The sequence below is a fragment of the Micromonospora sp. NPDC048170 genome, from assembly GCF_040652795.1.
In the GTDB taxonomy this organism is placed as follows: Bacteria; Actinomycetota; Actinomycetes; order Mycobacteriales; family Micromonosporaceae; genus Micromonospora.
Window position 1 is genome coordinate 152,462 of the sequence record NZ_JBEZMR010000005.1, and the last position, 23,217, is coordinate 175,678.

Annotated in this window: 19 protein-coding genes; 14 read left to right on the plus strand and 5 right to left on the minus strand. The window is 74.5% G+C overall.

The genetic code is table 11. The annotated features are described in order from the left end of the window. Positions 1 to 309: 309 nt before the first annotated feature. Positions 310 to 2,451, minus strand: coding sequence for a prolyl oligopeptidase family serine peptidase (locus AB0D32_RS11230; RefSeq protein WP_357087814.1), 2,142 nt, complete (start codon positions 2,449 to 2,451; stop codon positions 310 to 312). Between the two features lie 87 nt (positions 2,452 to 2,538). Between AB0D32_RS11230 and mshB the strand changes: the two genes are divergently transcribed. From mshB to AB0D32_RS11245, 3 genes are all read left to right on the plus strand, one after another. Further along, positions 2,539 to 3,465, plus strand: a complete 927-nt coding sequence (gene mshB / locus AB0D32_RS11235) for an N-acetyl-1-D-myo-inositol-2-amino-2-deoxy-alpha-D-glucopyranoside deacetylase (RefSeq protein WP_357087818.1) — start codon at positions 2,539 to 2,541, stop codon at positions 3,463 to 3,465. A gap of 17 nt (positions 3,466 to 3,482) precedes the next feature. Next, positions 3,483 to 3,920, plus strand: a complete 438-nt coding sequence (locus tag AB0D32_RS11240; RefSeq protein ID WP_357088085.1) for a hypothetical protein — start codon at positions 3,483 to 3,485, stop codon at positions 3,918 to 3,920. 77 nt (positions 3,921 to 3,997) lie between these two features. Continuing rightward, positions 3,998 to 4,465, plus strand: a complete 468-nt coding sequence (locus AB0D32_RS11245) for a hypothetical protein (protein ID WP_357087821.1) — start codon at positions 3,998 to 4,000, stop codon at positions 4,463 to 4,465. Between the two features lie 274 nt (positions 4,466 to 4,739). On the opposite strand, the gene AB0D32_RS11250 is transcribed toward AB0D32_RS11245, so the two are convergent. Further along, on the minus strand, positions 4,740 to 5,711 hold the full coding sequence (locus AB0D32_RS11250; protein ID WP_357087824.1) for a GNAT family N-acetyltransferase: 972 nt from the start codon (positions 5,709 to 5,711) through the stop codon (positions 4,740 to 4,742). A 79-nt stretch (positions 5,712 to 5,790) separates the two neighbouring features. Between AB0D32_RS11250 and fdxA the strand changes: the two genes are divergently transcribed. The 6 genes from fdxA to AB0D32_RS11280 all read left to right on the plus strand — a co-directional run bounded on the left by fdxA (position 5,791) and on the right by AB0D32_RS11280 (position 10,767). Beyond that, complete coding sequence (gene fdxA / locus AB0D32_RS11255) at positions 5,791 to 6,117, plus strand: ferredoxin (RefSeq protein WP_350919159.1); 327 nt, start codon at positions 5,791 to 5,793, stop codon at positions 6,115 to 6,117. Further along, on the plus strand, positions 6,114 to 7,220 hold the full coding sequence (gene dapC / locus AB0D32_RS11260; RefSeq protein ID WP_357088088.1) for a succinyldiaminopimelate transaminase: 1,107 nt from the start codon (positions 6,114 to 6,116) through the stop codon (positions 7,218 to 7,220). The genes fdxA and dapC overlap by 4 nt, the downstream gene beginning before the upstream one ends. 146 nt (positions 7,221 to 7,366) lie before the next feature. Further along, a complete protein-coding gene (locus AB0D32_RS11265) occupies positions 7,367 to 8,365 on the plus strand; it encodes a prephenate dehydratase domain-containing protein (RefSeq protein WP_357087828.1) in 999 nt (332 codons plus the stop codon). Continuing rightward, positions 8,365 to 9,390 (plus strand): prephenate dehydrogenase/arogenate dehydrogenase family protein, encoded by a 1,026-nt coding sequence (locus AB0D32_RS11270; protein ID WP_357087831.1) that lies wholly within the window; start codon positions 8,365 to 8,367, stop codon positions 9,388 to 9,390. The genes AB0D32_RS11265 and AB0D32_RS11270 overlap by 1 nt, the downstream gene beginning before the upstream one ends. Positions 9,391 to 9,472: 82 nt before the next feature. Next, positions 9,473 to 10,120: an SIMPL domain-containing protein gene (locus AB0D32_RS11275; protein WP_357087834.1), complete on the plus strand. Its 648-nt coding sequence runs from the start codon at positions 9,473 to 9,475 to the stop codon at positions 10,118 to 10,120. Then, a complete protein-coding gene (locus AB0D32_RS11280; protein ID WP_357087837.1) occupies positions 10,120 to 10,767 on the plus strand; it encodes a nucleoside/nucleotide kinase family protein in 648 nt (215 codons plus the stop codon). The genes AB0D32_RS11275 and AB0D32_RS11280 overlap by 1 nt, the downstream gene beginning before the upstream one ends. 71 nt (positions 10,768 to 10,838) lie before the next feature. Here AB0D32_RS11280 and AB0D32_RS11285 read toward each other — a convergent pair whose 3' ends face one another. Further along, a complete protein-coding gene (locus AB0D32_RS11285; RefSeq protein WP_357087839.1) occupies positions 10,839 to 11,396 on the minus strand; it encodes a sugar O-acetyltransferase in 558 nt (185 codons plus the stop codon). A gap of 98 nt (positions 11,397 to 11,494) precedes the next feature. On the opposite strand from AB0D32_RS11285, the gene AB0D32_RS11290 reads away from it, so the two are divergent. Further along, a complete protein-coding gene (locus AB0D32_RS11290; protein ID WP_357087842.1) occupies positions 11,495 to 14,878 on the plus strand; it encodes a S8 family serine peptidase in 3,384 nt (1,127 codons plus the stop codon). 51 nt (positions 14,879 to 14,929) lie between these two features. On the opposite strand, the gene dapD is transcribed toward AB0D32_RS11290, so the two are convergent. After that, positions 14,930 to 15,886 carry a 2,3,4,5-tetrahydropyridine-2,6-dicarboxylate N-succinyltransferase gene (dapD, locus tag AB0D32_RS11295; protein ID WP_357087844.1) on the minus strand — a complete coding sequence of 319 codons (957 nt, stop codon included), beginning with the start codon at positions 15,884 to 15,886 and terminating at the stop codon, positions 14,930 to 14,932. Between the two features lie 127 nt (positions 15,887 to 16,013). Between dapD and dapE the strand changes: the two genes are divergently transcribed. Then, positions 16,014 to 17,087, plus strand: coding sequence for a succinyl-diaminopimelate desuccinylase (dapE, locus tag AB0D32_RS11300; protein ID WP_357087847.1), 1,074 nt, complete (start codon positions 16,014 to 16,016; stop codon positions 17,085 to 17,087). A gap of 195 nt (positions 17,088 to 17,282) precedes the next feature. On the opposite strand, the gene AB0D32_RS11305 is transcribed toward dapE, so the two are convergent. Beyond that, on the minus strand, positions 17,283 to 17,444 hold the full coding sequence (locus tag AB0D32_RS11305; RefSeq protein WP_357087849.1) for a hypothetical protein: 162 nt from the start codon (positions 17,442 to 17,444) through the stop codon (positions 17,283 to 17,285). A 362-nt stretch (positions 17,445 to 17,806) separates the two neighbouring features. Between AB0D32_RS11305 and AB0D32_RS11310 the strand changes: the two genes are divergently transcribed. The 3 genes from AB0D32_RS11310 to AB0D32_RS11320 all read left to right on the plus strand — a co-directional run bounded on the left by AB0D32_RS11310 (position 17,807) and on the right by AB0D32_RS11320 (position 23,078). Further along, a complete protein-coding gene (locus tag AB0D32_RS11310; RefSeq protein ID WP_357087852.1) occupies positions 17,807 to 18,667 on the plus strand; it encodes a TIGR00730 family Rossman fold protein in 861 nt (286 codons plus the stop codon). Between the two features lies 1 nt (position 18,668). Next, on the plus strand, positions 18,669 to 19,214 hold the full coding sequence (locus AB0D32_RS11315) for a TIGR00730 family Rossman fold protein (RefSeq protein ID WP_357087854.1): 546 nt from the start codon (positions 18,669 to 18,671) through the stop codon (positions 19,212 to 19,214). A gap of 240 nt (positions 19,215 to 19,454) precedes the next feature. Beyond that, on the plus strand, positions 19,455 to 23,078 hold the full coding sequence (locus AB0D32_RS11320; RefSeq protein WP_357087856.1) for an ATP-dependent DNA helicase: 3,624 nt from the start codon (positions 19,455 to 19,457) through the stop codon (positions 23,076 to 23,078). The last annotated feature ends 139 nt before the right edge of the window (positions 23,079 to 23,217 follow it).

Here is a 23,217-nt window from a genome sequence, read left to right on the forward strand (position 1 = left end):
GCGGCAACGGACCGACCCCCGGCCGACAACGTCGTCGACCGGGGGTCGCCGTACACCCAGCCCACCCCCCACCCCACCCTCGCCCCTCGCGCCGCCCTCGCGCCGCCCTCGCGCCGCTCCTCGCCCCTCGCCTCCGCGATCTTGCACTTACCGCCCGGACGCAAGGGACATTCAACGCATATCGAGGGCACAAAGTGCAAGATCGCGGAGGCGAGGGGCGTGACGTGGGCGCGCGGGCGGGCGGGTGGGCGTGGCGGGATGGGGCGGCAGGGGAGGGGAGGGTGGGGCCGCAGGGGAGGGGGTGGGGAGTTAGAGGTGTTGGCGGATGAAGTCGAGTTCCAGTCTGAGCAGGCGTTCCGCGGTGCCGCCGGCGGCCATGTGGGTGGCGCCGGTCAGCGGGAGCACCGCGTGCGGCCGGCCGGTCGCGAGCAGCGCAGCGGACAGGCGCAGCGTGTGCGCGGCCACCACGTTGTCGTCGACCAGACCGTGCACCAGCAGCAGCGGGCGGGCCGCCTCCGGCCCCGGCACCGACTCGCCGGCCAGCTCCACCAGTGAGTGGTGCGCGTAGATGTCCGTGCCGTCGTCCGGCAGCCCCAGGTAGCGCTCCGTGTAGGCGGTGTCGTACAGCGCCCAGTCGGTGACCGGTGCCCCGACGATGCCGCACCGGAACAGCTCGGGGTGCCGCAGCACCGCCAGCCCGGCCAGCCAGCCACCGAACGACCAGCCGCGCACCGCCACCCGCTCAAGGTCCAGGTCGGGGTGTTTGCCGGCCAGCGCCGTGAGCGCGTCCACCTGGTCCTGGAGGACGACGTCAGCCACCCGCCGGTGGATTGCCTTCTCGAAGGAGGGGGCCACGCCCGGCGTACCGCGGTTGTCGATGGTGACCACCGCGAAGCCGGCGTCGGCCCACCACTGCCGCTCCAGCCACGCCGCGCGGGCCGCGAGCACCTCCTGGTGCCCCGGCCCGCCGTACACGTCGAGCAGCACCGGCAGCCGCCGGCCGGTGACGTAGTTGTCCGGGTAGAGCACGGCCGTCGGCAGCCGCCGGTCGGTGACCCGTTCCAACAGCGGCAGCGGGGAGTACGGCGGGGTGGCGGCGAGCGAGCGCAGCACGGCCACCTCGCGCCCGCCCTGCCACACCGTCCACCGGGTGCCCGGGTGGTCGAGCGAGGCGCTCCCCACCACCAGCACGTCCCCGCCCACGGCGGCCGTGTGCCAGCCCGGGTCGGTGGTGATCCGGCGGGCGTCCACGCCGCCGCCGATGGTGGTGCGTACCCGGAACAGGTGCCGCTCGCTCGGTTCCCCGTCGCTCGCCTCCACCAGCAGGTCGGCCGGGCCGCCGCCGCCCGGGACCCGCCCCACCACCCGCCGCACGTAGAGCGACGGCGGGGTGAGCAGGGTCCCGTCGGCGAAGAGGCAGCGGGCGTCGTACCCGTCGTGGGCGAGTTCGCCGCCGACCAGCACCCGGCCGTCGGGCAGGTGCGCCGGGGTGCCGGGAATCGGCTCCACCCAGCGCGGGTCGGCCAGTTCGGCGTGCACCTGGGTCTCGCCGGTGCGCGGGTCGACGGCGAGCACCAGGCCGTGCTGCTGGGACCGGCGCAGCACGGTGATCAGCGGCCCTCCGTCGGCCCAGTGCACGTTCGTCAGGTACGGGTAGGTCTCCCGGTCCCAGTGCACGTCGACCCAGCCGTCGTCGAGATCCAGCAGGTGCAGGCTGACCTCGGCGTTCGGGCTGCCCGCCCGGGGGTACGCGACCGTGGTCGGCGGACTGGCCGGGTCGGCCGGGTCGTGCAGGTGCCAGCGTTCCACCCGCGACTCGTCGACCCGGGCGGCCAGCACCGAACGACCGTCCGGCGCCCACCAGTAGCCGCGGAACCGGTGGAACTCCTCGGCCGCGATGTGCTCGGCCAACCCCCAGGTGACCCCCGAGTCCTCGCCGGCCAGCAGGGCGTCCGTGCCGTCGTCCTCGACCACCCGCAGTTGCCCCCGGCGGACCCCCTCGGCGGCGTCGGTGACGTACGCCAGGCGCTGCCCGGTGGGGTCGGGCCGGGGGTCGAGCACCGGGCCGACGGTGGCCACCTCGATCACGTCACCGTGCACCAGGTCGGCCCGGAACAGCCGCCCGGCCAGCGCGAACACCGCGATCCGGCCGGCGCCGTCCAGCGCGTACGAGCCGATGCCGGAGGCGCTCAGCCGCAGCCGCTCGCGCAGCGCGCGCTCGCCCGGGCTCAGCGCGTCGGCGTCGGCGTCGGCCCCGAGCAGCGCCGTCGGGTCGGCGACCAGGCGCTCCTCGCCGGTGGCCACGTCGAGCAGCCAGAGCGCGTCGGCCGGGTCCTCCGGGCCGGCCGAGCGCAGGAAGACCACCCGGGAGCCGTCGTCGGCCACGGTGACGGCCCGCGGCGCTCCGCGGCTGAACCGGCGGGTGCGGGCGGCCAGCTCCGGAAAGTCCACAGCCCAGATCGTAGAGCGGTGACCGGGGGTGATGTGGCCGACCTGCGTGGACGCGTCAGGGCCGGCGGAGGAGAACTGCCGGTTAGAGTGACCAGCGTGACGACGCTGCCTGACCGCCGCCTACTGCTGGTCCACGCGCACCCCGACGACGAGTCCATCGGCACCGGTTCGACGATGGCGCACTACGCCGCAGACGGTGCCCACGTCACCCTGGTGACCTGCACCCTCGGCGAGGAGGGCGAGATTCACGTACCGGCGTTGGCGCAGCTCGTCGCGGCCGAGGCCGACCAGCTCGGCGGCTGGCGGATCGCCGAGCTGACGGCCGCCTGCGCCGCGCTCGGCGTCACCGACCACCGCTTTCTCGGCGGCGCCGGCCGCTACCGTGACTCCGGCATGATGGGCCTCGCCACCAACGAACACCCCCGGGCCTTCTGGCAGGCCGACCTCGACGAGGCCGCCGGGCACCTGGTGGAGATCATGCGGGAGGTACGCCCGCAGGTCATGGTCACGTACGACGACAACGGCTTCTACGGGCACCCGGACCACATCCAGGCGCACCGGGTGGCGATGCGCGCGTACGAGCTGGCCCGTGCGGAGGGCGTCGCCCCGGCGAAGATCTACTGGACCGCGATGCCGCTCAGCGTGCTGGAGGCCGGCCTGACCCACTTCGCCGAGTCGTCGGACAATCCCTTCGCCGGCATCCAGGACATCTCGGAGCTGCCCTTCGGCACTCCGGACACGCAGATCGCCGCCCGGATCGACGCCACCGAGCAGCACGCCGCCAAGGAGGCGGCGATGCGCGCGCACGCCACCCAGATCCCCGACGCCTCCTGGCTCTACTCGATCGCCGGCAACTTCGGCAGCGAGTTCATGGGCGTGGAGTACTACACCCTCGCGGTGGGGGAGAAGGGCCCGGGCAGCGGCCCGTACGGCTGGGAGGACGACCTCTTCGCCGGGCTCGACCTCGCCGACGGTCCGGACCGGTCCCCGGTCGCGGCGGCCGGTCACCGGTGACCCTGCCCGTCGCGTCGATGTCGGCCGCCCCGGAGGAGACCGCCCCACCGCCGCCCGGGCAGTCCCGGCGGCTGCTCGACCTCGCCCTGCGGGTGGCCGGCGGGCTGGTCGCCGTCCTCGCCGGGGCGCTCACCGCGGTGCTGGAGCTGCTGCTGGCCACGCTCCGGGTCGGTGGGCACCTGATCGGCGTCTCGGTGCTCATCGCCATCGGTGCGAACATCGCGCTCAGCTGGTTCGCGCACGAGGCGGTGGGCCGCCGCTGGGCGGTGGCGCTGCCCGCGACGCCCTGGTTCGTCCTGATGGCGGTCGCGGCGGTCCGTACCGCCGAGGGGGATCTGCTCGTCACCGGCGACAACTGGGTGGGCCTGACGATGATCGTGGCCGGCGCGATGACCTTCGCGGTGATGGGGTTCCGGCAGATCCTGGCACCACCACCGGTCCGGTCGGGGGACTGACGACGCACAGGTTCCGGTGGTAGACATCCTGCCAGGAAGCCCGCCGCCCCGGCGGGCGGTACGGCGGGAGGCGTGCGATGAGTGAGCGGTGGCGGGCGATCGGGGTTCTCACGGTCGCGCTGTTCGCGGTCAACGTGGTCGCCCGGCTGGTCACCCGGTTCGGCTTCGACGGCGACGACACGGCCGCCGCCGACCGGGTGTCGCTGGGGATGTTCGTGGTGATCGGGCTGGCCCTGGCCGCGGTCGCCTTCGTCTGGGGGAAGCGTCGGCCCGTCGCCGCCTGGGGCGCCGACCTGGCCGCCGCCGTCGGGATCGCGTTGCTGCTCACGGTGCTGGTCGGGCCGCTGCTGGTCGGCGACAACCCGTTCGGCGGGGGAGCGGGCACCTTCTTCGCCCAGATCTGGCTCTACCTCGCGGCTGCCGGCGTCGGCGTGCTGCTCGGCTTCCTGCTCCTCACGGCGCTCGGCCTCGACCACCGCTCGCAGTCCCTCAAGCGCTACGCCGAACTCAAGGCCACCAAGCCCCGCCGGGTAGTCCGCCGCTAACCACCCCACCCACCCCACCCACCCCACCCACCCCACCCACCCCACCCACCCCACCCACCCCACCCACCCCTCCTCACCCCACCCCTCGCCCGCCCTCCGCCCTCCGCCCCCGCCCGCCCCCCCTCCGCCCGCGATCTTGCACTTTGTGCCCACGATCTGCGACGGATGTCGGCTTTGTCGGGGCGGAAAGTGCAAGATCGCCGCGTCGAGTGCGTCGAGTGCGTCGAGTGCGCCGCGTCGAGTGCGTCGGGTGCGTTGCGCGGGGTGATGGCTGTCAGCGGGGGGCGACGCGGGTGAGGTAGGTGTGGTGGGTGGTGAAGCCGAGGGTGCGGTAGAGGGCCACCGCCGGGGTGTTGCGCTGCTCGACCTGGAGGAAGGCGTGCGAGGCTCCGGCCGCGATGCCCCAGTCGGCGAGTGCGCGGATGATCCGGCCGGCCAGGCCCTGCCGTCTCGCCTCGGGCAGCACCTCGATCAGGCTGAACCCGAGCCAGCGCCCCTGCCCGGTGACGGCGCCCCGGCCGATGGCGAGCAGTGCGCCGTCGGCGTACACGTGGGCGAAACGGACCTGGTCCACGGCGGTGAGCACGTGCCGGGCGGCGTCCGGCAGGCCGCCCTTGCTGCCGGCGGCGACGGTGAGCCAGTCTTCCGACGGGGTGGCGGCCAGCTCGACCTGCGGTGCGGCCTGTGACAGCGCGGCCTGCGACAGCGCGGCCCGTGACAGGGTGGCGAGCGGAACGGTCTGCACCAGCACGGGCGGGCCACTGGCCCAGCCGCGGGCGTCCAGTTCCGCGCCGACCGGGTTGGCGAGGGGCAGCGGGGTGTTGACCATCGGTGGTTGGCCGAGGTCGGCGTACCAGCGTTCGACCGCGTCGAGTGCGGCGGGCAGGGGCCGGTCAGGGTCGCCCACGGGCAACGCCGAGTTGGCCCGGCCGGTCCAGCCGTCGGCGGCGCGCAGCAGCCAGTCGCCGAGCCGTCCCCGGACGGGGGCGGGCCAGGCCTCGTCGGCGGCCAGTTCCAGCTCGACCACCGCCGCGGCGGTGGGCCGGTGGGTCGGCGGCACCCGCTTGGCCCGGTGCACCTCGGCCACCGGTACCCGGAGCCGGCCCTGCGCGGTGGCGACCGTGAGGTGGGTTTCGCTCAGCTCGACCAGTTCGCCGAGGGCGTCCGAGTAGAGCGGCCGACCTTCGCGAATGCCCACGATTCGGCGAACCACGATCCGGTGTCCCACATCCTGCTGTCGGAGCACGATCGACCCCCTCCCCGGCGAGATACTAGGCTCTAACCGTCGCGGGTGATCGCGGCGTGTCTTGCGGAGGAGAAGACCGGTGACCTACATCATCGCCGAACCGTGCGTGGATGTGCTCGACAAGGCTTGCATCGAGGAATGCCCGGTCGACTGCATTTACGAGGGCAACCGGATGCTCTACATCCACCCCGACGAGTGCGTCGACTGTGGTGCCTGTGAGCCCGTCTGCCCGGTCGAGGCGATCTTCTACGAGGACGACGTCCCCGAGCAGTGGAAGGACTACACCGGCGCCAACTACGAGTTCTTCGAGGAGTTGGGCTCGCCCGGCGGTGCCTCGAAGATCGGCAAGGTGGAGAAGGACGCGACCTTCGTCGCCGCGCAGCCGCCGCGCGGCGAGGACCACTGAACCGGTCCGCGCCGGTCTCGTCGCGGCTGCCCGAGTTCACCTGGGACGCACTGGAAGCCGCGGCCGCACTGGCCGCGGCGCATCCCGAGGGCCTGATCAACCTCTCCATGGGTACGCCGGTCGACCCGGTGCCCGAGGTGATCCGGCGGGCGCTGGCTGACGCGTCCGACGCACCGGGCTATCCGCTGACGGCCGGCACCCCGGTGCTGCGGGAGACGATCGCGGCGTGGGTCGCGCGGGCCTGCGGGGCTGGCGTCGACGGTCTCGGCGTGCTGCCGACGATCGGCTCCAAGGAACTGGTCGCCTGGCTGCCGACCCTGCTCGGGATCGGCCCCGGCGACGTGGTCGTGGTGCCGCCGATCGCCTACCCGACATATGAGGACGGGGCCCGGCTCGCCGGCGCCACCGTCGTCCGTGCCGACTCGTTGACCGCCGTCGGCCCCAACCCCCGGGTACGCCTGGTCTGGGTCAATTCCCCGGGCAACCCGACGGGCCGAGTGCTGCCGGCGGCCCACCTGCGCAAGGTGGTCGACTGGGCCAGGGAACGCGGCGCGGTGGTCGCCAGCGACGAGTGCTACCTGCCGCTGGGCTGGGCGGCGGAACCGGTCTCGGTGCTCTCGCCCGAGGTCTGCGGCGGGTCGTACGACGGTGTGCTGGCCGTGCACTCGCTCTCCAAGCGGTCCAACCTGGCGGGCTACCGGGCGGGGTTCGTGGCGGGCGACCCGGCGCTGGTGGCGGAGCTGCTCAAGGTGCGCAAGCACGCCGGGATGATCGTGCCGGCGCCGGTGCAGGCGGCGATGGTGGCCGCGCTGCGCGACGAGCGGCACGCCGACGAGCAGCGGGAGCGCTACCGGGCCCGGCGGGACACCCTGCACGCCGCGTTCACCGGCGCGGGCTTCACCGTCGAGCACTCCGAGGCCGGGCTCTACCTCTGGCTGACCCGGGGTGAGGACTGCTGGGAGACGGTCGACTGGCTGGCCCGGCGGGGCATCCTGGCCGCCGCGGGCGCCCTCTACGGCCCGGGCGGACGCCAGCACGTCCGGGTGGCGCTGACCGAGTCCGACGAGCACGTGGCGGCGGTCGCCGGCCGGCTGCGCGCCTGAGTGACCGCCGACTCGGAACCCCGGCCATCGCACGATGAGTTTCGATGGCAGCGGGTCCGCCGAGCCGGTGCTCCGGCGACAGCCCGCACCGGCGGGCGGGCGTGGGGCCGGCGCGGTGTGCGGTCGGCCGGGAAGGAAGTGGAGCGGTGGACGGTGACGGCGAGAGGGCCCGTGGCGGGCGGCCGGTGATCGGGTTCCTCGGGCCCGAGGGCACCTTCACCCATCAGGGAGCACGACTCCTGCACGGAACAGGCGCCGACCTGCGGGCCGCCGGGAGCATCCCGGCCGTGATCGCCGGGGTCGCCGAGGGCCGTTACGACTTCGGCGTCGTGCCCATCGAGAACACGGCCGAGGGCATCATGACGGCGAGCCTGGACGGGATCGTGTTCCGCGCCGACCCGGTGCTGATCATGCGGGAGGCCTCCGTCCGCATCACCTTCGACGCGTACGTCTCGGCGGCCGGCACCCCGCCCACGGCGATCGGCAGCCACCCGCACGGGCTCGCCCAGTGCGCGCGGTACGTCAGCCGCACCGGCCTGCCGGTGGAGCACTTCCCGAGCACCGCCGCCGCCGTCCGGGCCGCCGCCGAGCGACCGGGGCTGATCGCCATCGGGGCCCCCGGCCTCGACGAGGCGTACCCCGTGCGGGTCCACGACCGCGCGATCGAGGACCACCCCGGCGCGTACACCCGGTTCGTCTGTCTCGGCCTGGCCGGCGGGCCGGAGCCGTCGCCCGTGGACGCCGCCGGGCTGACCTGGAAGACGAGCGTCGCGCTGACGCCGGGCTGGTCCCGCCCGGGCGTGCTCGCCGAACTCTGCACGCAGTTCGCCGACCGGGGGATCGACATCGTCTCGCTGGCCTCCCGGCCGCTGCCCGGCTTCGCCGGGAAGTACGTCTTCGTCGTCACGGTCGACCACGACCGCCGCTCGGCCGACCTCGCCCGGGCGATCCGGAGCCTCATGCACCAGGGCATCCGGGTGAAGCACCTGGGCAGCTATCTCTCCGACCACGCCGTCGCCGGGGTGGACGCCCGCCGGGCGCTGGTGCCGCCGCCCGGCAGCCTCGGGCTGGCCCACCTCGACGAGATCACGCAGGTCTTCCCGGGCCCCCTCGACAGGTACCGACCGAACCGCCGAGGTGCGTGATGGTGGACAATCCCCCTGGGCAGCCCCGGGTCGCCGTGGTGGGCACCGGCCTCATCGGCGGTTCGGTCCTGCTCCGGCTGCACGAGGCGGGGCTGGACGCCGTCGGCTGGGATCCGGACAGGGCGACCCGGGAAGACGGGCGCGAACGCGGGGTGCCGTTCCCCGACGACCTGGGCGAGGCGGTCCGTGACCGCGACGTCGTGTTTCTCTGCGGCCCGCTGCCGAGCCTGCCGGAGACCCTGCTCACCGTCGCGAAGCACGTGGGTGACGGCTGCGTCCTCACCGACGTGGGCAGCACGAAGGGGGCGGTGGCCGCGTTCGCCGTCGCCCACGGGTTGACCGACCGGTTCGTCCCGGGCCATCCGATGGCGGGCACCGAGCGGTCGGGGCTCACCGCCGCCGTGCCGGCACTCTTCGAGGGGGCCGCATGGGTGCTCTGCCCGGCGGCCGAGGGCATCAGGCCGTTCCGGATGCTGTCGGGTCTCATCGTCGACGTCTTCGCCGCCCGGGTGGTGCCGATGTCGCCGTCGGTGCACGACTCGGTGGTGGCGCTCTCGTCCCACATCCCCCACCTGCTCGCCGGCAGCCTCGCCGGCGCGGTGGCGGGGGCGGACGTCCGGGATGCCGTCCTGGGCCTCGCCGCGGGCAGCTTCCGGGACGGCACCCGGGTCGCCGGCACCCCGGCCAGGCGTACGGCCGACATGCTGTTCGACAACCGCGAGCAGGTGGTGCGGCAGCTCGGCCAGGTCAGCGCGTTCCTCGACGGGCTGGCTTCCGCGTTGCGCGACCGGGACATCGACGCTCTGGTCGCGCGCTTCCAGCGGGCGCGGGACCTGCGCACCGCCCTGCTCGACCGTGACCTGCTCGCCCACCGGCGGGAGTTCCCCGCAGGCGGCGACCACCGGGCCGAGGTGGCGTACCTGATGGAGCTGGGGGCCGCCGGCGGCTACCTGACCGGGTGCCGGATCGACGGCGACCGGGTGGGTTACACGGGCCACCTACCGGCCACCACCGACGCGGCCTGAACCCGGGCGTTGCGCCCCGGCCGGCCGCACCGGTCGCCACGCACGGGCCGCGTGCGGGTGGGCGGGCCACTAGGGTGAGGGCATGGTGGACGGGCCGGTGGTGACGGTACGCGGCGAGGCGTACCGGGAGGTCGCTCCGGAGATCGCCCGGTTCGCGGTGACCGTCACGGCCCGCGACCGGGACCGGGAGGCCACCCTGACCCGGCTGGCCGAGCGGGCCGCCGCCGTCCGGGTGCTGCTCGACGGCGAGGGCCCGGCCATCGACCGGCGGGAGACCGGCGAGCTGCGGGTCAGGCCCGAGACCCGGCGCTCCGGCGAGCGGGTGGTGGCGTACCGCGGCAGCGTGACCACCACCGTGACGGTCAGCGACTTCACCGCGCTCGGCGAGCTGATGCTGCGCCTGGCCGACCAGGACCAGGTCGAGGTGGCCGGGCCATGGTGGTCGCTGCGCCCGGACAGCCCGGCCCACCGGGAGGCCCGGCACGCCGCGCTCGCCGACGCCCTGCTGCGCGCCCGGGAGTACGCGGAGGCCCTGGGCACCCGGGTGACCGCCCTGATCGAGCTGGCCGACGCGGGCGCGGCGGAGCAGCCGATGATGAGCCGGATGGCGTACGCCTTCGACGGCGGCGCCGAGGGCGGCACGCCGGAGCTGGCACTCGACCCGCAGCCGCAGACCGTGCACGCCGCGGTGCAGGCGCGGTTCGCCATCAGCGAGCCGGTCCTCGACTGATGGTGACCGCCCGGGTCGTCGGGATCGACGAGCTGGTGGCGAGGGCGCGGGCCCTCGCCGAGGCGGGCCCGCGGCAGCTGCTCGGCATAGCCGGGCCGCCCGGCGCGGGCAAGTCCACGCTGGCGGAGCAGATCGTGGAGGCGGTCGGCCCGACCGCCCGGCTGGTGCCGATGGACGGCTTCCACCTGGCCCGGGCCGAGCTGGGCCGGCTGGGCCGGGCGGAGCGCAAGGGTGCCCTGGACACCTTCGACGCCAACGGCTACGTCTCGCTGCTGCGTCGCCTGCGCAGGCTGGAACCGACGGCGGTCTACGCGCCGGCGTTCCGCCGGGATCTGGAGGAACCGGTCGCCGGCTCGATCGAGGTGCCGCCGTCGGTGCGGCTGGTGGTCACCGAGGGCAACTACCTGCTGGTGAACGGGACGCCCTGGGAGGAGGTGCGGCAGCTCCTGCACGAGGCGTGGTTCCTCGACCTCGACCCCGGGCTGCGGCTGCGCCGGTTGACCGCCCGGCACGAGGCGTACGGGCGGTCGGCGGAGCAGGCCCGGGAGTGGGCGACGGGCAGCGACGAGACCAACGCCGCCCTGGTGGCCGGCACCGCGGACCACGCCGACCTGGTCGTCCGGCTCGCCGAGCCGCCGCCGCCCTGACGGGTCAGCCGGACCGGCGCCGGGGCGCGGGGGAGCGGTAGAAACCGGTGACCGGGCCGCCGTGTTGGCGGTCAGTCGAGCTGGCGTACGACGCGGGCCGGATTGCCCACGGCGACGACGTTCGCCGGCAGGTCCTTCGTCACGACGGCGCCCGCGCCGACGACGGTGTTCTCCCCGATGGTGACGCCGGCGAGCACGATCGCCCCGCCGCCGAGCCAGACGTTGTCGCCGATGGTGATCGGCTTGGCCGCCTCCCACTTGTCGCGGCGGGGCCCGGGCTCGACGGGGTGGGTGGGGGTGAGCAGTTGCACGTTCGGTCCGATCTGGACGTCGGCGCCGATGGTGATCGGGGCGACGTCGAGGAGGACCGCGTTGAAGTTGACGAAGCTGCGCGGTCCGATCCGGACGTGCCAGCCGTAGTCGATGTGGAGCGGCGGCCGGACGTCGGTGCCCTCGCCCACCTCGCCGAGCAGGTCTCGCAGGGCCGCGAGCCGGGCCTCGGGGTCGGCGGCCGGGCTGGTGTTGAAGCGTTCCATCAGTCGGGTCGCCCGGTCCAGGTCTGCGGCGATCTCCGGATCGTCGGCGATGTACGGCTCGCCCGCCAGCATGCGTTCCTTCATGGAGGTCACCGGCCGATCATCCCCGATGGCCGGGTCCGTTCGTTGGCTGGTCCGTCATCTTCATGTCTTCTTTTTGCATACCCGGTATGCAATCCTGATGACTGTCAATGCGTCTCTCTCTACAGGTAGTAACGCCCGACGAGGAGGATCCGTTGCAGCGAAGAAGAAAACTGGTCGGTCTCGGTCTCGTGCTCGGCATGGTGCTCGGCACCCCCGGCATGGCCGTGGCCCAGGCGCCCGCCGATCCGACCGTCCGTCCCGACCCGACAGCCGACCCGGCCGCACCGGCCCGGGCGGGAGCGGCCGGCAGCCGCCCGAGCACCGTCACCCTGCTCACCGGCGACCGGGTCACCGTCACGGGCTCCCGGGCCAGCGTGCGACCCGCACCCGGGCGCGAGGACGTCCGTTTCCTGACCCGACGCGATCGGGGCCACCTCTCGGTGGTGCCCGAGGACGCCGTGGCGCCGATCCGGGACGGCCGGATCGACCGGCGGCTGTTCGACGTCACCGAGCTGGTCGCCGCCGGCTACGACGACGCCCGGCGCGACAACCTGCCCCTGCTGATCACCGGTGGCACCGGCCCGGCCCGGCGCTCGGCCGTGCCCGGCGGGGTGACGGTCACCCGCGAGCTGCCCGCCGTCGGCGGGCTCGCCGCCACGGCGAGCAAGCGGCGGGCCGCCGAGGTCTGGGCGGCGGTCACCGCCGCCGGCGCTAGGGTCGGCGCGGCAGGGGGCGCCGACCGGATCTGGCTCGACGGCCGGCGGCAGCTCACGCTCGACCGCAGCGTGCCGCAGATCGGCGCGCCGGAGGCGTACCGGGCTGGCTTCACCGGCCGGGACGTGCGGGTCGCCGTGCTGGACACGGGGGTCGACGCCACCCATCCGGACCTGGCCGGCCGGGTCGCGCAGGCGCGGAACTTCACCGAGGAGTCCGCGCCGGGCGACGTGGTCGGGCACGGCACCCACGTCGCCTCGATCATCGCCGGCAGCGGCGCAGCCTCCGACGGGCGGCACCGGGGCGTGGCCCCGGACGCGACGTTGCTCGACGGCAAGGTCTGCGAGACGTACGGCTGCGCCGAGTCGGCGATCCTCGCCGGCATGCAGTGGGCCGCGGTCGAGCAGCGCGCCGACGTGATCAACCTGAGCCTCGGCGGCTTCGACACCCCGGAGGTCGACCCGCTGGAGGAGGCCGTCAACACGCTCACCGCGCAGACCGGCGCCCTCTTCGTGATCAGCGCCGGCAACTCCGGCCGATTCGCCCCGGTCAGCTCCCCCAGCACCGCCGACGCCGCCCTCTCGGTGGGCGCCGTCGACCGGGACGACAGCCTCGCCGACTTCTCCAGCCGGGGCCCCCGCACCGGTGACGACGCGCTCAAGCCCGACATCACCGCCCCCGGGGTGGGGATCGTGGCGGCGCGCAGCCGGGACGGGGTGATCGGCGAGCCGGCCGGGGACGGGTACGTGTCGATGTCGGGCACCTCGATGGCCGCCCCGCACGTCGCCGGCGCCGCGGCGCTGCTCGCCCAGAAGCACACCGACTGGAAGGCCGACCGCCTCAAGGCCCTCCTGATGTCCTCGGCGAAGCCGCACCCCGGGCTGACCGCGTACGAGCAGGGGGCCGGGCGGGTCGACGTGGCCAGCGCGGTCTGGCAGACGGTGACCAGCGACCCGCCGAGCGTGTCGTTCGGGCGGGCGCTCTGGCCGCACGGCGACGACACCCCGATCACCCGCACGGTGACCTGGCGCAACGACGGCTCGACCGCGATCGGTCTGGACCTGGCCGTCGAGGCGACCGGCCCGGCCGGCGCCCCGGCCCCGGCCGGCATGTTCACCCTCGGCGCGACCCGGATCAGTGTGCCGGCCGGCGGCACCGCGAGCACCACCGTCACCGCCGACACCCGGGTCGACGGACCGGACGGCAACTACACCGGCCGGCTCGTGGCCCGCTCCGGCAACACGGTGGTGGCCACCGCCCCGCTGGCCGTGTACCGGGAGGTGGAGAGCTACACGGTGACCGCCCGGCACCTGAACCGCGCCGGCGCGCTCACCGGCGAGCACGGCACCACACTGATCTCGCTCGACGGGTACGACACCCACGACGTGTACGACCCGGACGGCACCGCCGAGGTGCGGGTCCCCAAGGGCCGGTACGGGCTGGTCAGTTGGGTGTACGAGCTGGACGGCGAGGAGCTCACCGGGATCACCCAACTCGTCCAGCCGGAGCTGGCGGTCGCGGAGGACACGCGGATCACCCTCGATGCCCGGCGGGGCAGGCCGGTCCGGATGAGCGTCCCGCAGCGCTCGGCCACCCCGGTGCTCGTCGTCGCCGACGCGCACTTCCTCACCGAGGAGGGCAGCTACAGCTTCAGCATCGTGGACTCCGACTTCACCGGCCTCTACACCGCCGGGCTCGGCCGGACGGTCTCCAGGGAGCGCTTCCTCGCCACGGTCAGCAGCCAGTGGGCCGACAGGGGCGCGGCGAGCAGCCCCTACCTCTACGCCCTCAGTGAGCCGGTTCCCGGGCAGATGCCGACCGGCCTCGTCCGGCACTACCGGGCAAGGGACCTGGCCACCGTCACCCACCGGTTCAACGGTGGCAGCCCCGGCCTGACCACCGAGCGCATGGTCTTCCCGCGCCAGGATCCCGACGTCGGCGGCTGGGCGATCGTCCTGCCCACCGCCACGCCCGGGCAGCGGGTGGAGCACCACAACACCCGGGACGTGCGCTGGTCCTCCGAGCTCAACTTCGGGGTGCCGGCCGACGACGGCTGGCTCGACCTCAAGGCGATCCTCTTCTCCGAGGAGCGCAGCCTGCGGGCCGGGCGGCACTACCGGGAGAGCTGGAACAGCGCACCGTACGGGCCGTCGTTCCCGCAGGCGGGCATCACCCGTCAGGGCGACCGTGTCGAGGTGAGTCTGCCCCTGCACAGTGACGCCGAGGGGCACCCGGGCGGCTCGATCGCCGACACCGCCCGCACCGCCCTCTACCGCGACGGGGTCCTGGTCGGGGAGACGCCCGACCCGGCGTACGGCGGGTTCGACGTGCCGCCGGGCGCGGCCGACTACCGGCTGGAGGTGCTGTCGAAGCGGAGCTTCACCGACCTCTCGACCGAGGTGGCGGCCACCTGGACGTTCCGGTCCCGGCACGTCGCCGGCGACGACCCGGCCGCCCTGCCGGCGTCGGCGATCCGGTTCGCGCCCCGACTGGACGCGAACAACGCCGCCCCGGCGGGCCGGAGCTTCGTGATCCCGGTGACGGTGCAGCGGCAGCCGGGCGCGCCCTCGGCCCGGGTCGCCGCGTTGACCGTCGACGTCTCCTACGACGGCGGGAAGACCTGGCAGCAGGCCCGGGTCCGGCCCGGCGGCCAGGGCTGGGCGGCCACCGTGCGGCACCCGGCCGGCGTCGGACACGTCTCGCTGCGGGCCACCGCGCGGGACACGGCCGGCAACACGGTCACCCAGCGCGTCATCCAGGCGTACCGCCTGCGCTGAGGCGTACCCCCGCCGGGTCCGCGGCCGACCGCGGGCCCGGCGGGGCGACCGTCAGTCGTTGGCGTGCAGCGCGGCGTTCAGCTCGATGCCCCGGCCGGTGCGCGGCTTCGCCTCCAGGGCGCCGGTGACCGAGTTGCGCCAGAACAGCAGGCCGTCCACCCCGGAGAGCTCGCGGGCCTTGACCACCCGGCCGTCCGGCAAGGTGATCTTCGACGCGGCGGTGATGTAGCACCCCGCCTCCACGACGCAGTCGTCCCCGAGGGAGATGCCGACGCCGGCGTTCGCGCCGATCAGGCTGCGCTCGCCGATCCGCACCTTGTCGGTGCCGCCGCCCGAGAGGGTGCCCATGATGGAGGCGCCGCCGCCGATGTCGGAGCCGTCGCCGACCAGCACGCCCTGCACGATCCGCCCCTCGACCATCGAGGTGCCGAGCGTGCCGGCGTTGAAGTTGACGAAGCCCTCGTGCATCACGGTGGTGCCGGCGGCGAGGTGCGCACCGAGCCGCACCCGGTCGGCGTCGGCGATCCGCACGCCCGAGGGCACCACGTAGTCGGTCATCCGGGGGAACTTGTCCACCCCGTACACGGCCAGGTGGCGGCCCGCGGCCCGCTCGATGACCCGCAGCTCGTCCACCCGCTCCGGGGGGCACGGCCCGGCGGAGGTCCAGGCCACGTTCGCCAGCTTGCCGAAGACGCCGTCGAGGTTGAGCTCGTTGGGCCGCACCAGGCGGTGGGAGAGCAGGTGCAGCCGCAGGTACGCGTCGGCGGCGTCCTTGATCGGGTCGTCCAGCGAGCCGATCACGGTGACCACCTGCGCGGTACGCAGCCCGGGCAGCGCCCGGTCGCCGACCGCCCCCGGCGGCAGGTCCAGAACGTCCGCCTCGTCCTCGCCGGCGACCAGCGGCAGCTCGCCGAGCCCCAGCTTGCCGGTCGGATACCAGGTGTCGAGCACCTGGTCGTCAGCGGTCACGGTGGCCAGGCCGATGCCCCAGGCGGATTCGGACGTCACTGATTCACCTCTCGTTCGTGCTGCGGGACGGCGAGCCCTCCGCGCCCCGCGCGACCGCGTCGCACACGGCGCCGCCTCGGGAAGCTCGCTCCCCGCGCTCACCAGCTCTGACGGTACCGTGCGAAGCATGGAGAACCCGCTGACCCCCGAGGTCCTCGCCGATCCGGTGGCGCTGACCCGTGCGCTGGTCGACATAGAGTCCGTGTCCCTCAACGAGAAGGCCATCACCGACTGCGTGGAGCAGGTGCTGCGGGGCGTACCGCACCTGACCACCCACCGGCACGGCAACACGGTGATGGCGCGGACCGACCTGGGTCGCGACCAGCGGGTGGTGCTCGCCGGTCACCTGGACACGGTGCCGCTGAACAACAACTTCCCGTCGACCATGCGCGGCGACCTGATGTACGGCTGCGGCACCTCGGACATGAAGTCCGGCGTGGCGTTCGCGCTGCACCTGGCGGTGCACCTGCCTGACCCGCGCTACGACGTGACGTACTTCTTCTACGAGGCGGAGGAGATCGAGTCGAAGTACAACGGTCTCTTCCTGGTCGCCGAGGCGCACCCGGAGTGGCTGGAGGCGGACTTCGCACTGCTGCTGGAGCCGACGTACGGCATCGTCGAGGCCGGCTGCCAGGGCACCATGCGCGCGATGGTCACCACCACCGGCGTACGCGCCCACTCGGCCCGATCCTGGCACGGGGTGAACGCGATCCACGCCGCCGGCGAGGTGCTCGCCCGGCTGGTCACCTACGAGGCGCGGCGGGTCACCATCGACGGCTGTGACTACCGGGAGGGCATGAACGCGGTCCGCATCCACGGCGGCGTGGCCGGCAACGTGGTGCCCGACCGGTGCGAGGTCGAGGTCAACCACCGGTTCGCGCCGGACCGTACCCCCGCCGAGGCCGAGGCACACCTGCGTGAGGTCTTCGCCGGCTTCGAGGTGCGGGTCACGGATTCGACCGCCGGCGCCCCGCCCGGGCTGGACGCGGCCCCGGCCCAGGAGTTCCTCGCGGCGGTGGGCGCCGCACCGATCGGCAAACTGGGCTGGACGGACGTGGCCCGGTTCGCCGCGATGGGCATCCCGGCACTGAACTTCGGCCCCGGCGACCCGAACCTGGCCCACCATCCCGACGAGCACGTCGAGATCGGCAAGATCCGGGACGGCGCCGCCACCCTGCACCGCTGGCTCGCCTCCGCCTGACGACCTCCGGGGGCGGCGCGTGGCAGCCCATCACCGCCCCGCCGGTGCACGGCCTGGCCAGGGTGCGGTTCCGTTCGCCGAGGGACATCCCGCTGTCCAGGGGTGCGGTTCCGTTCGCCGAGGGGCAACCCTCACAGCAACGGGAGGTCCGCGTCGAGTGACGCGGACCTCCCGTGCACGGTGCTGTCGGTGCGGTCAGACGGTGGCGGACGTGTCGGCGGTGGGCCGGGTGTCGGCCTGGCCGCCCTGCTCGGTGGACGGTTCCATCAGGCGGGCGCGGCGGCGCTCGGCCACCACGTCGCGGATGCGGCGCTGCATCTGCCGCCGGATCCGGATCATCTCGCTGTTGCTGATCACGCTGACTCCTCCCCCGAAGGCGCGCGCCGGGGCATACCCGGTATGTGAATAGTAAGACGTCCGTGCGACCGAATTAGTTGCCCAAGATCCAGAAAAAATTTTCCAGGCCCTCTTCGGTCGGGGCGCCCCGTCTGTCGCCTCGCCCGTGGCCCGGCCCGGGCGCCTCGTCGCTGGCTCACCCGCCGCCCGGCCTGCACGCCCGCCGCCCGCCTGTTCGCCCGCTGCCCGGCCACCTGCCATCGGTCGGTGCGCTCCCGTCCGCCTGCCTGTCGGCCGGCCCGCTGCTCCCGTCTGGTGGTCCGGGGCGGGACCGGCTCGCGGTGCTCGCACCCGGCGGGTGCGGCTCCACTACGGTTGCTCCCATGGGTCAGAGCAACGGGCGGGAGGCCGGCCGCGAGCCGGGACGGGAACGGCACCGGGGAGCTGTGACGCTGCGTCGGCAGGCGATGACGGGCAGCACCGCCGACCAGCGCCTGCTCGATTCGCGCGGGCGCGGCGACTGGAAGACCAAGGATGCCTGGCGGGCGCTGCGCATCCTCTCCGAGTTCGTCGAGGGCTTCGACACCCTCGCCGACCTGCCCCCGGCGGTCAGCGTGTTCGGCTCCGCCCGCAGCCGGCCGGAGAGCCCGGAGTGTCAGATGGCCGAGGCGCTGGGTGCGGCCCTGGCCCGGGCCGGCTACGCGGTGATCACCGGCGGCGGGCCGGGCGTGATGGAGGCGGCCAACCGGGGCGCCAGCGAGGCCGGTGGCCTGTCGGTCGGCCTCGGCATCGAGCTTCCCTTCGAGCAGGGTCTCAACGACTGGGTCGACCTGGCCATCGACTTCCGTTACTTTTTCGCCCGCAAGACCATGTTCGTCAAGTACGCCCAGGCCTTCGTCGTGCTGCCCGGCGGGTTCGGCACCCTGGACGAGCTCTTCGAGGCGCTGACCCTGGTGCAGACCGGCAAGGTCACCCGGTTCCCCGTGGTGCTGATGGGCGCGGAGTACTGGAGCGGCCTGCTCGACTGGCTGCGCGACACCATGGCCGCCGACGGCAAGATCGGGCCGGTCGACCTGGAACTGATCTGCGTCACCGACGACGTCGACGCGGCGGTCCGGCACATCGTGGAGGCAGAGGCCGCCCTCAACGTCGAGCAGGAGGCGGTCCAGGAGGAGGCCGTCGCCGTCGCCGCCGCGGAGCAGCAGGCCGCCGCGGAGGCAGGCGACAAGAGCCGGGAACGCTGACGTGGCGGCGATCTGCGTCTTCTGTGCCTCCTCCCGTACGCTCGACCAGCGCTGGCTGGACCTCGCGGCCGAGACGGGCGCGGAGATCGCCCGGCGCGGGCACACGCTCGTCAGCGGCGGCGGGTGCGTCGGCATGATGGGCGCACTGGCGGACGGGGCGCGGGCCGCCGGCGGCCGGACGATCGGGGTGATCCCGCAGTCGCTGGTCGACCTGGAGGTCGCCGACCTGGCGTCGGACGAGTTGCTCGTCACCGACTCGATGGCCAGCCGCAAGACTGTCATGATCGATAAGTCGGACGCGTTCCTCACCCTGCCGGGCGGGCTCGGCACCCTCGACGAGTTGTTCGAGGTCTGGACGACCGCCACCCTGGCCCTGCACGCCAAGCCGATGGTGCTGGTCGACACCGACGGCTTCTACCGGCCGGTGCTCGACTGGCTGGGCGCGCTGGCCGACCAGACCTTCCTCAAGCCCGCCGGCCTGGGCCTGCTCACCGTGACCGACACGGTCCCCGCCGCCCTGGACACCCTGGACCTCCACCTGACCTGATCCCACGCCCCTCGCCCCGGCCCCTCCTCCTCGCCCACGCCTCCCCCTCGCCCACGCCCCCTCGCCCACGCGATCTTGCACTTGTGGCCCCCGGCGTGCCCTGTTTGCGCACTTTGCCGGGGCCGAAAGTGCAAGATCGCGCGGACGAGGGCGGGCGTGAGGCGCGCGGGGCGGCGTGGGCGCGTGGGGTGGGTGGGGTGGCGGGGTGGGGGTGTCGTACCGGCGTGGTGGGATGGACGGATGCAGGCGTACCGGCTGGTGCGCCGGCCTGTCGAGGCGGCCCGGGGGGACCAGCGGCCTGGCGGGCCGGCCCGGGGGGACGGTCGGTCCGGTGGGCCGACCGAGGGTGAGCGGCGGTCCGGTGGGCCGGCCGGTGGGGGCGCGCGTGGGGCGGCGCGGCTGACCGATCCGCGACAGGCGGAGATCGCGGCGCACACCGACGGGCCGATGCTGGTGCTCGGTGGCCCCGGCACAGGCAAGACCAGCATGCTGGTCGAGGCCGTCGCCGCGCGGGTGGCTGAGGGTGTCGACCCGGAGCGGATCCTGGTGCTCACCTTCAGCCGCCGGGGGGCCACGGCGCTGCGCCAGCGGATCGAGGCCCGGGTCGCCGACGGCGGGCAACGCGTGCTGCGCGAGCCGCTGGTGCGCACCCTTCCGGCGTACGCCTTCGGCCTGCTGCGCCGGGCCGCAGCCGAGCGGGGCGAGCCGTCCCCCCGGCTGCTCACCGGCCCGGAGCAGGATCTGATCATCCGCGAGTTGCTCGACGTGGTCGGCGAGGAGCCCGACGACGATCCGGTCGGCTGGCCGGAGGATCTGCGCCCCGCGCTGCGCACCCGGGCCTTCGCGGCGCAGCTGCGTGACCTGCTGATGCGCGCTGCCGAGCGGGGCGTCGGCCCCGTCGAGCTGGCCCGGTTGGGCGAGAAGCTCGGCCGCGCCGACTGGCCGGCCGCCGCGCGCTTCCTGCGGGAGTACGTGGCCGTGCTCGCCCTGCGCGACGTCAGCAACCGCGGCTCGATCGCGTACGACCCGGCCGAGCTGGTCCGGGCCGCCACCGGGATGCTGCTCGACGACCCCGAGCTGCTCGCGGCGGAGCGTCGGCGGCTGGCCCACGTCTACGTCGACGAGCTGGCCGACACCGACCCGGCCCAGCAGGATCTGCTCGCGACGGTGGCCGGAGGCGGCAAGCATCTGGTCGCGTTCGGCGACCCCGATTCCTCCACGTACGCCTTCCGCGGCGCGGATCCGGCGGGGGTGACCACGTTCCCGCACCGCTTCCGCACCGCCTCGGGAGCCCCTGCCGCCCAGGTGGTGCTCACCACCTCCTACCGGGCCGGTGCCCGGCTGCTCGCCGCGTCCGGCCGGCTGGCGCGGCGGCTGCGCGGTCCGGCGGCGCACCGTGCGGTGCACCCGCTGCCCGACGCGCCGCCCGGCTCGGTCGAGGTACGCACCTTCCGCTCGGCCACCAGCGAGGCGGCCTGGCTGGCGCACGCGCTGCGCGAGGCGCACCTGCTCGGTGGGGTGCCCTGGTCGGAGATGGCCGTGCTGGTGCGCTCCACCGGGCGGCAACTGCCCTCGCTGCAACGCGCCCTGCACGCCGCCGGGGTGCCCACCGTGGTGCACGGCGAGGACCTGCCGTTGCACCTGCAACCGGCGGTCGCGCCGCTGCTGCTCCTGCTGCGCTGCGCCCTGGAGCCGGAGCGGCTCGACGAGGAGACTGCCGTCGCGCTGCTGCACTCACCGCTCGGCGGCGCCGATCCGCTGGCCGAGCGGCGGCTGCGGCAGGGGCTGCGGGCCCTGGCGCTGGCCGGCGGGGATCGCCGGCCCTCCGGTGAGCTCATCGTGGAGGCGCTGCGCGACCCGGCCGAGCTGGCCGGGATCGAGCGGCACTGGGCGGAGCCGGCGCAGACGGTGGCCGGTCTGCTGGCCGTCGCCCGGGAGGCCGCCGCGCGGCCCGGCGCCACGGCGGAGGACGTGCTCTGGGCGGTCTGGCGGGCCAGCGGGCTCGCCGAACTGTGGTCCGCGGCGACCGGCCGCGGCCAGGCGGTGGCCGGCGAGGGCGACGTGGCGCGGCGCCGCCGCGCCGAGGCGGCGGACCGCGACCTCGACGCCGTGATGGTGCTCTTCGACGCGGCGGCCCGGTTCACCGACCGGTTGCCCGGTGCGCGTACGGAGGTCTTCCTCGACCACGTCCTCGGCCAGGACCTGCCGGCCGACACCCTCGCCCCGACCGCCGACCGGGGGGAGGCGGTGCGGCTGCTCACCGCGCACGCCGCGAAGGGGTTGGAGTGGGATCTCGTGGCGGTCGCCGGGGTGCAGGAGGGCGTCTGGCCCGACCTGCGGCTGCGCGGCAGCCTGCTCGGTTCGGAGCGCCTGGTCGACGTGCTCGCTGGCCGGACGGCCGGTGCGGGCGTGGTGGCCGCCCTGGTCGGGCAGACCTCGGCGCTGCTCGACGAGGAACGCCGGCTCTTCCACGTCGCGGTCACCCGGGCGCGGCGGCGGTTGCTGGTCAGCGCGGTCGCCTCCGCCGCGGTGGGCGGCGACGACCACGAGGAGCAGCCGAGCCGCTTCCTCTACGAGCTGGGCCCGACCGACCCACCGTCCCCGGCCGACGACCCGCCGCACCCGGCCGACAATTCGATGCCACCGGCTGACAACCCGCCGTCGCCGAGTGGCAGCGCAGCGACCCGGGCGGACGGCGCAGCACCCCCGGACGGCGGGCCGGAAGGCGTGGAACCGGTCACGGGTGGGACTGCCCCGGGCGGTTCCGGTCCGGCGCGACCGGATCGGGACCCGTCACAGCGGCCGGGGGACGGCGGTCCCGCCGAGGCCGAGGAGGAACCGGACCGGCCGGGCGCGTTGCCGGTGAGCAGGCCGCCCCGGGCACTTACCCTGCCGGCGCTGGTGGCGGAGCTGCGTACCGCCGTCAGCGACCCGGCCGCGCCCTACGCCCGGCGGCAGGCGGCGGCGGCCGAGCTGGCCCGGCTCGCCGCCGCCGGGGTGGCCGGCGCGCACCCGGACGACTGGTGGGGGCTGCGGCAGCTCTCCGACGACCGGCCGCTCGTCGACGAGGGGGATCCGGTCCGGGTCACCCCGTCGGCGATGGAGAGCGCACTGCGGTGCAGCCTGCGCTGGCTGCTGGAGCGGCACGGCGGCAGCCCGCCGGCCAGCGCCGCCCAGGGGGTCGGCAACCTGGTGCACGCCGCCGCGATGCTCGCCGAGGACGCCAGCGCCGACCGGGGCGCGTTGCTGGACTACGTGGCCGCCCGGTTCGACGCGATCGAGCTGGCCGCCCGCTGGATGGTCGGGCCGGAACACAGCCGCGCCGAGACGATGGTGGACAAGCTGCTGCGCTGGCTGGCCGCGAACCCGCGCCGGCTGCTCGCCATCGAGCACGAGTTCGCGGTACGCCTCGACGACCCGCGCCGTCCCATCGAGCTGGTCGGGCGGGTGGACCGGCTGGAGGTCGACGAGGACGGCCGGCTGGTCGTGATCGACCTGAAGACCGGCAAGTCCACCGCAGTCACGGCCAACGACCTCGCCGAGCATCCGCAGCTCGGCGCCTACCAGGCGGCGGTGGAGGCGGGGGGCTTCGCCGAGTTCGGCGAGGAGTCCGGCGGGGCGGCCCTGGTGCAGCTCGGCACCGGAGCGAAGGACGCGAAGGAGCAGAGCCAGCCGCCGGCCGGGGAGGGTCCGGAGGCCGGCTGGGCGACCGCGCTGGTGCGGCGCACCGCCGATACGATGGCCGCCGCCACCTTCGCCGCCGTCGCCAACTCGAAGTGCCGGGTCTGCCCGGTGCGTACGAGCTGCCCGGTGTCCGGGCAGGGCCGCCAGGTGGTCGAGCCGCCGACCACCCGTGAGGAGTGAGCTTGCGAGCCCCGCAGTCGCGAACTGAGGTGGTGTGTGTGAGCGTGAGGAGTGAGCTTGCGAGCCCCGCAGTCGCGAACTGAGGTGGTGTGTGTGAGCGTGAGGAGTGAGCTTGCGAGCCCCGCAGTCGCGAACTGAG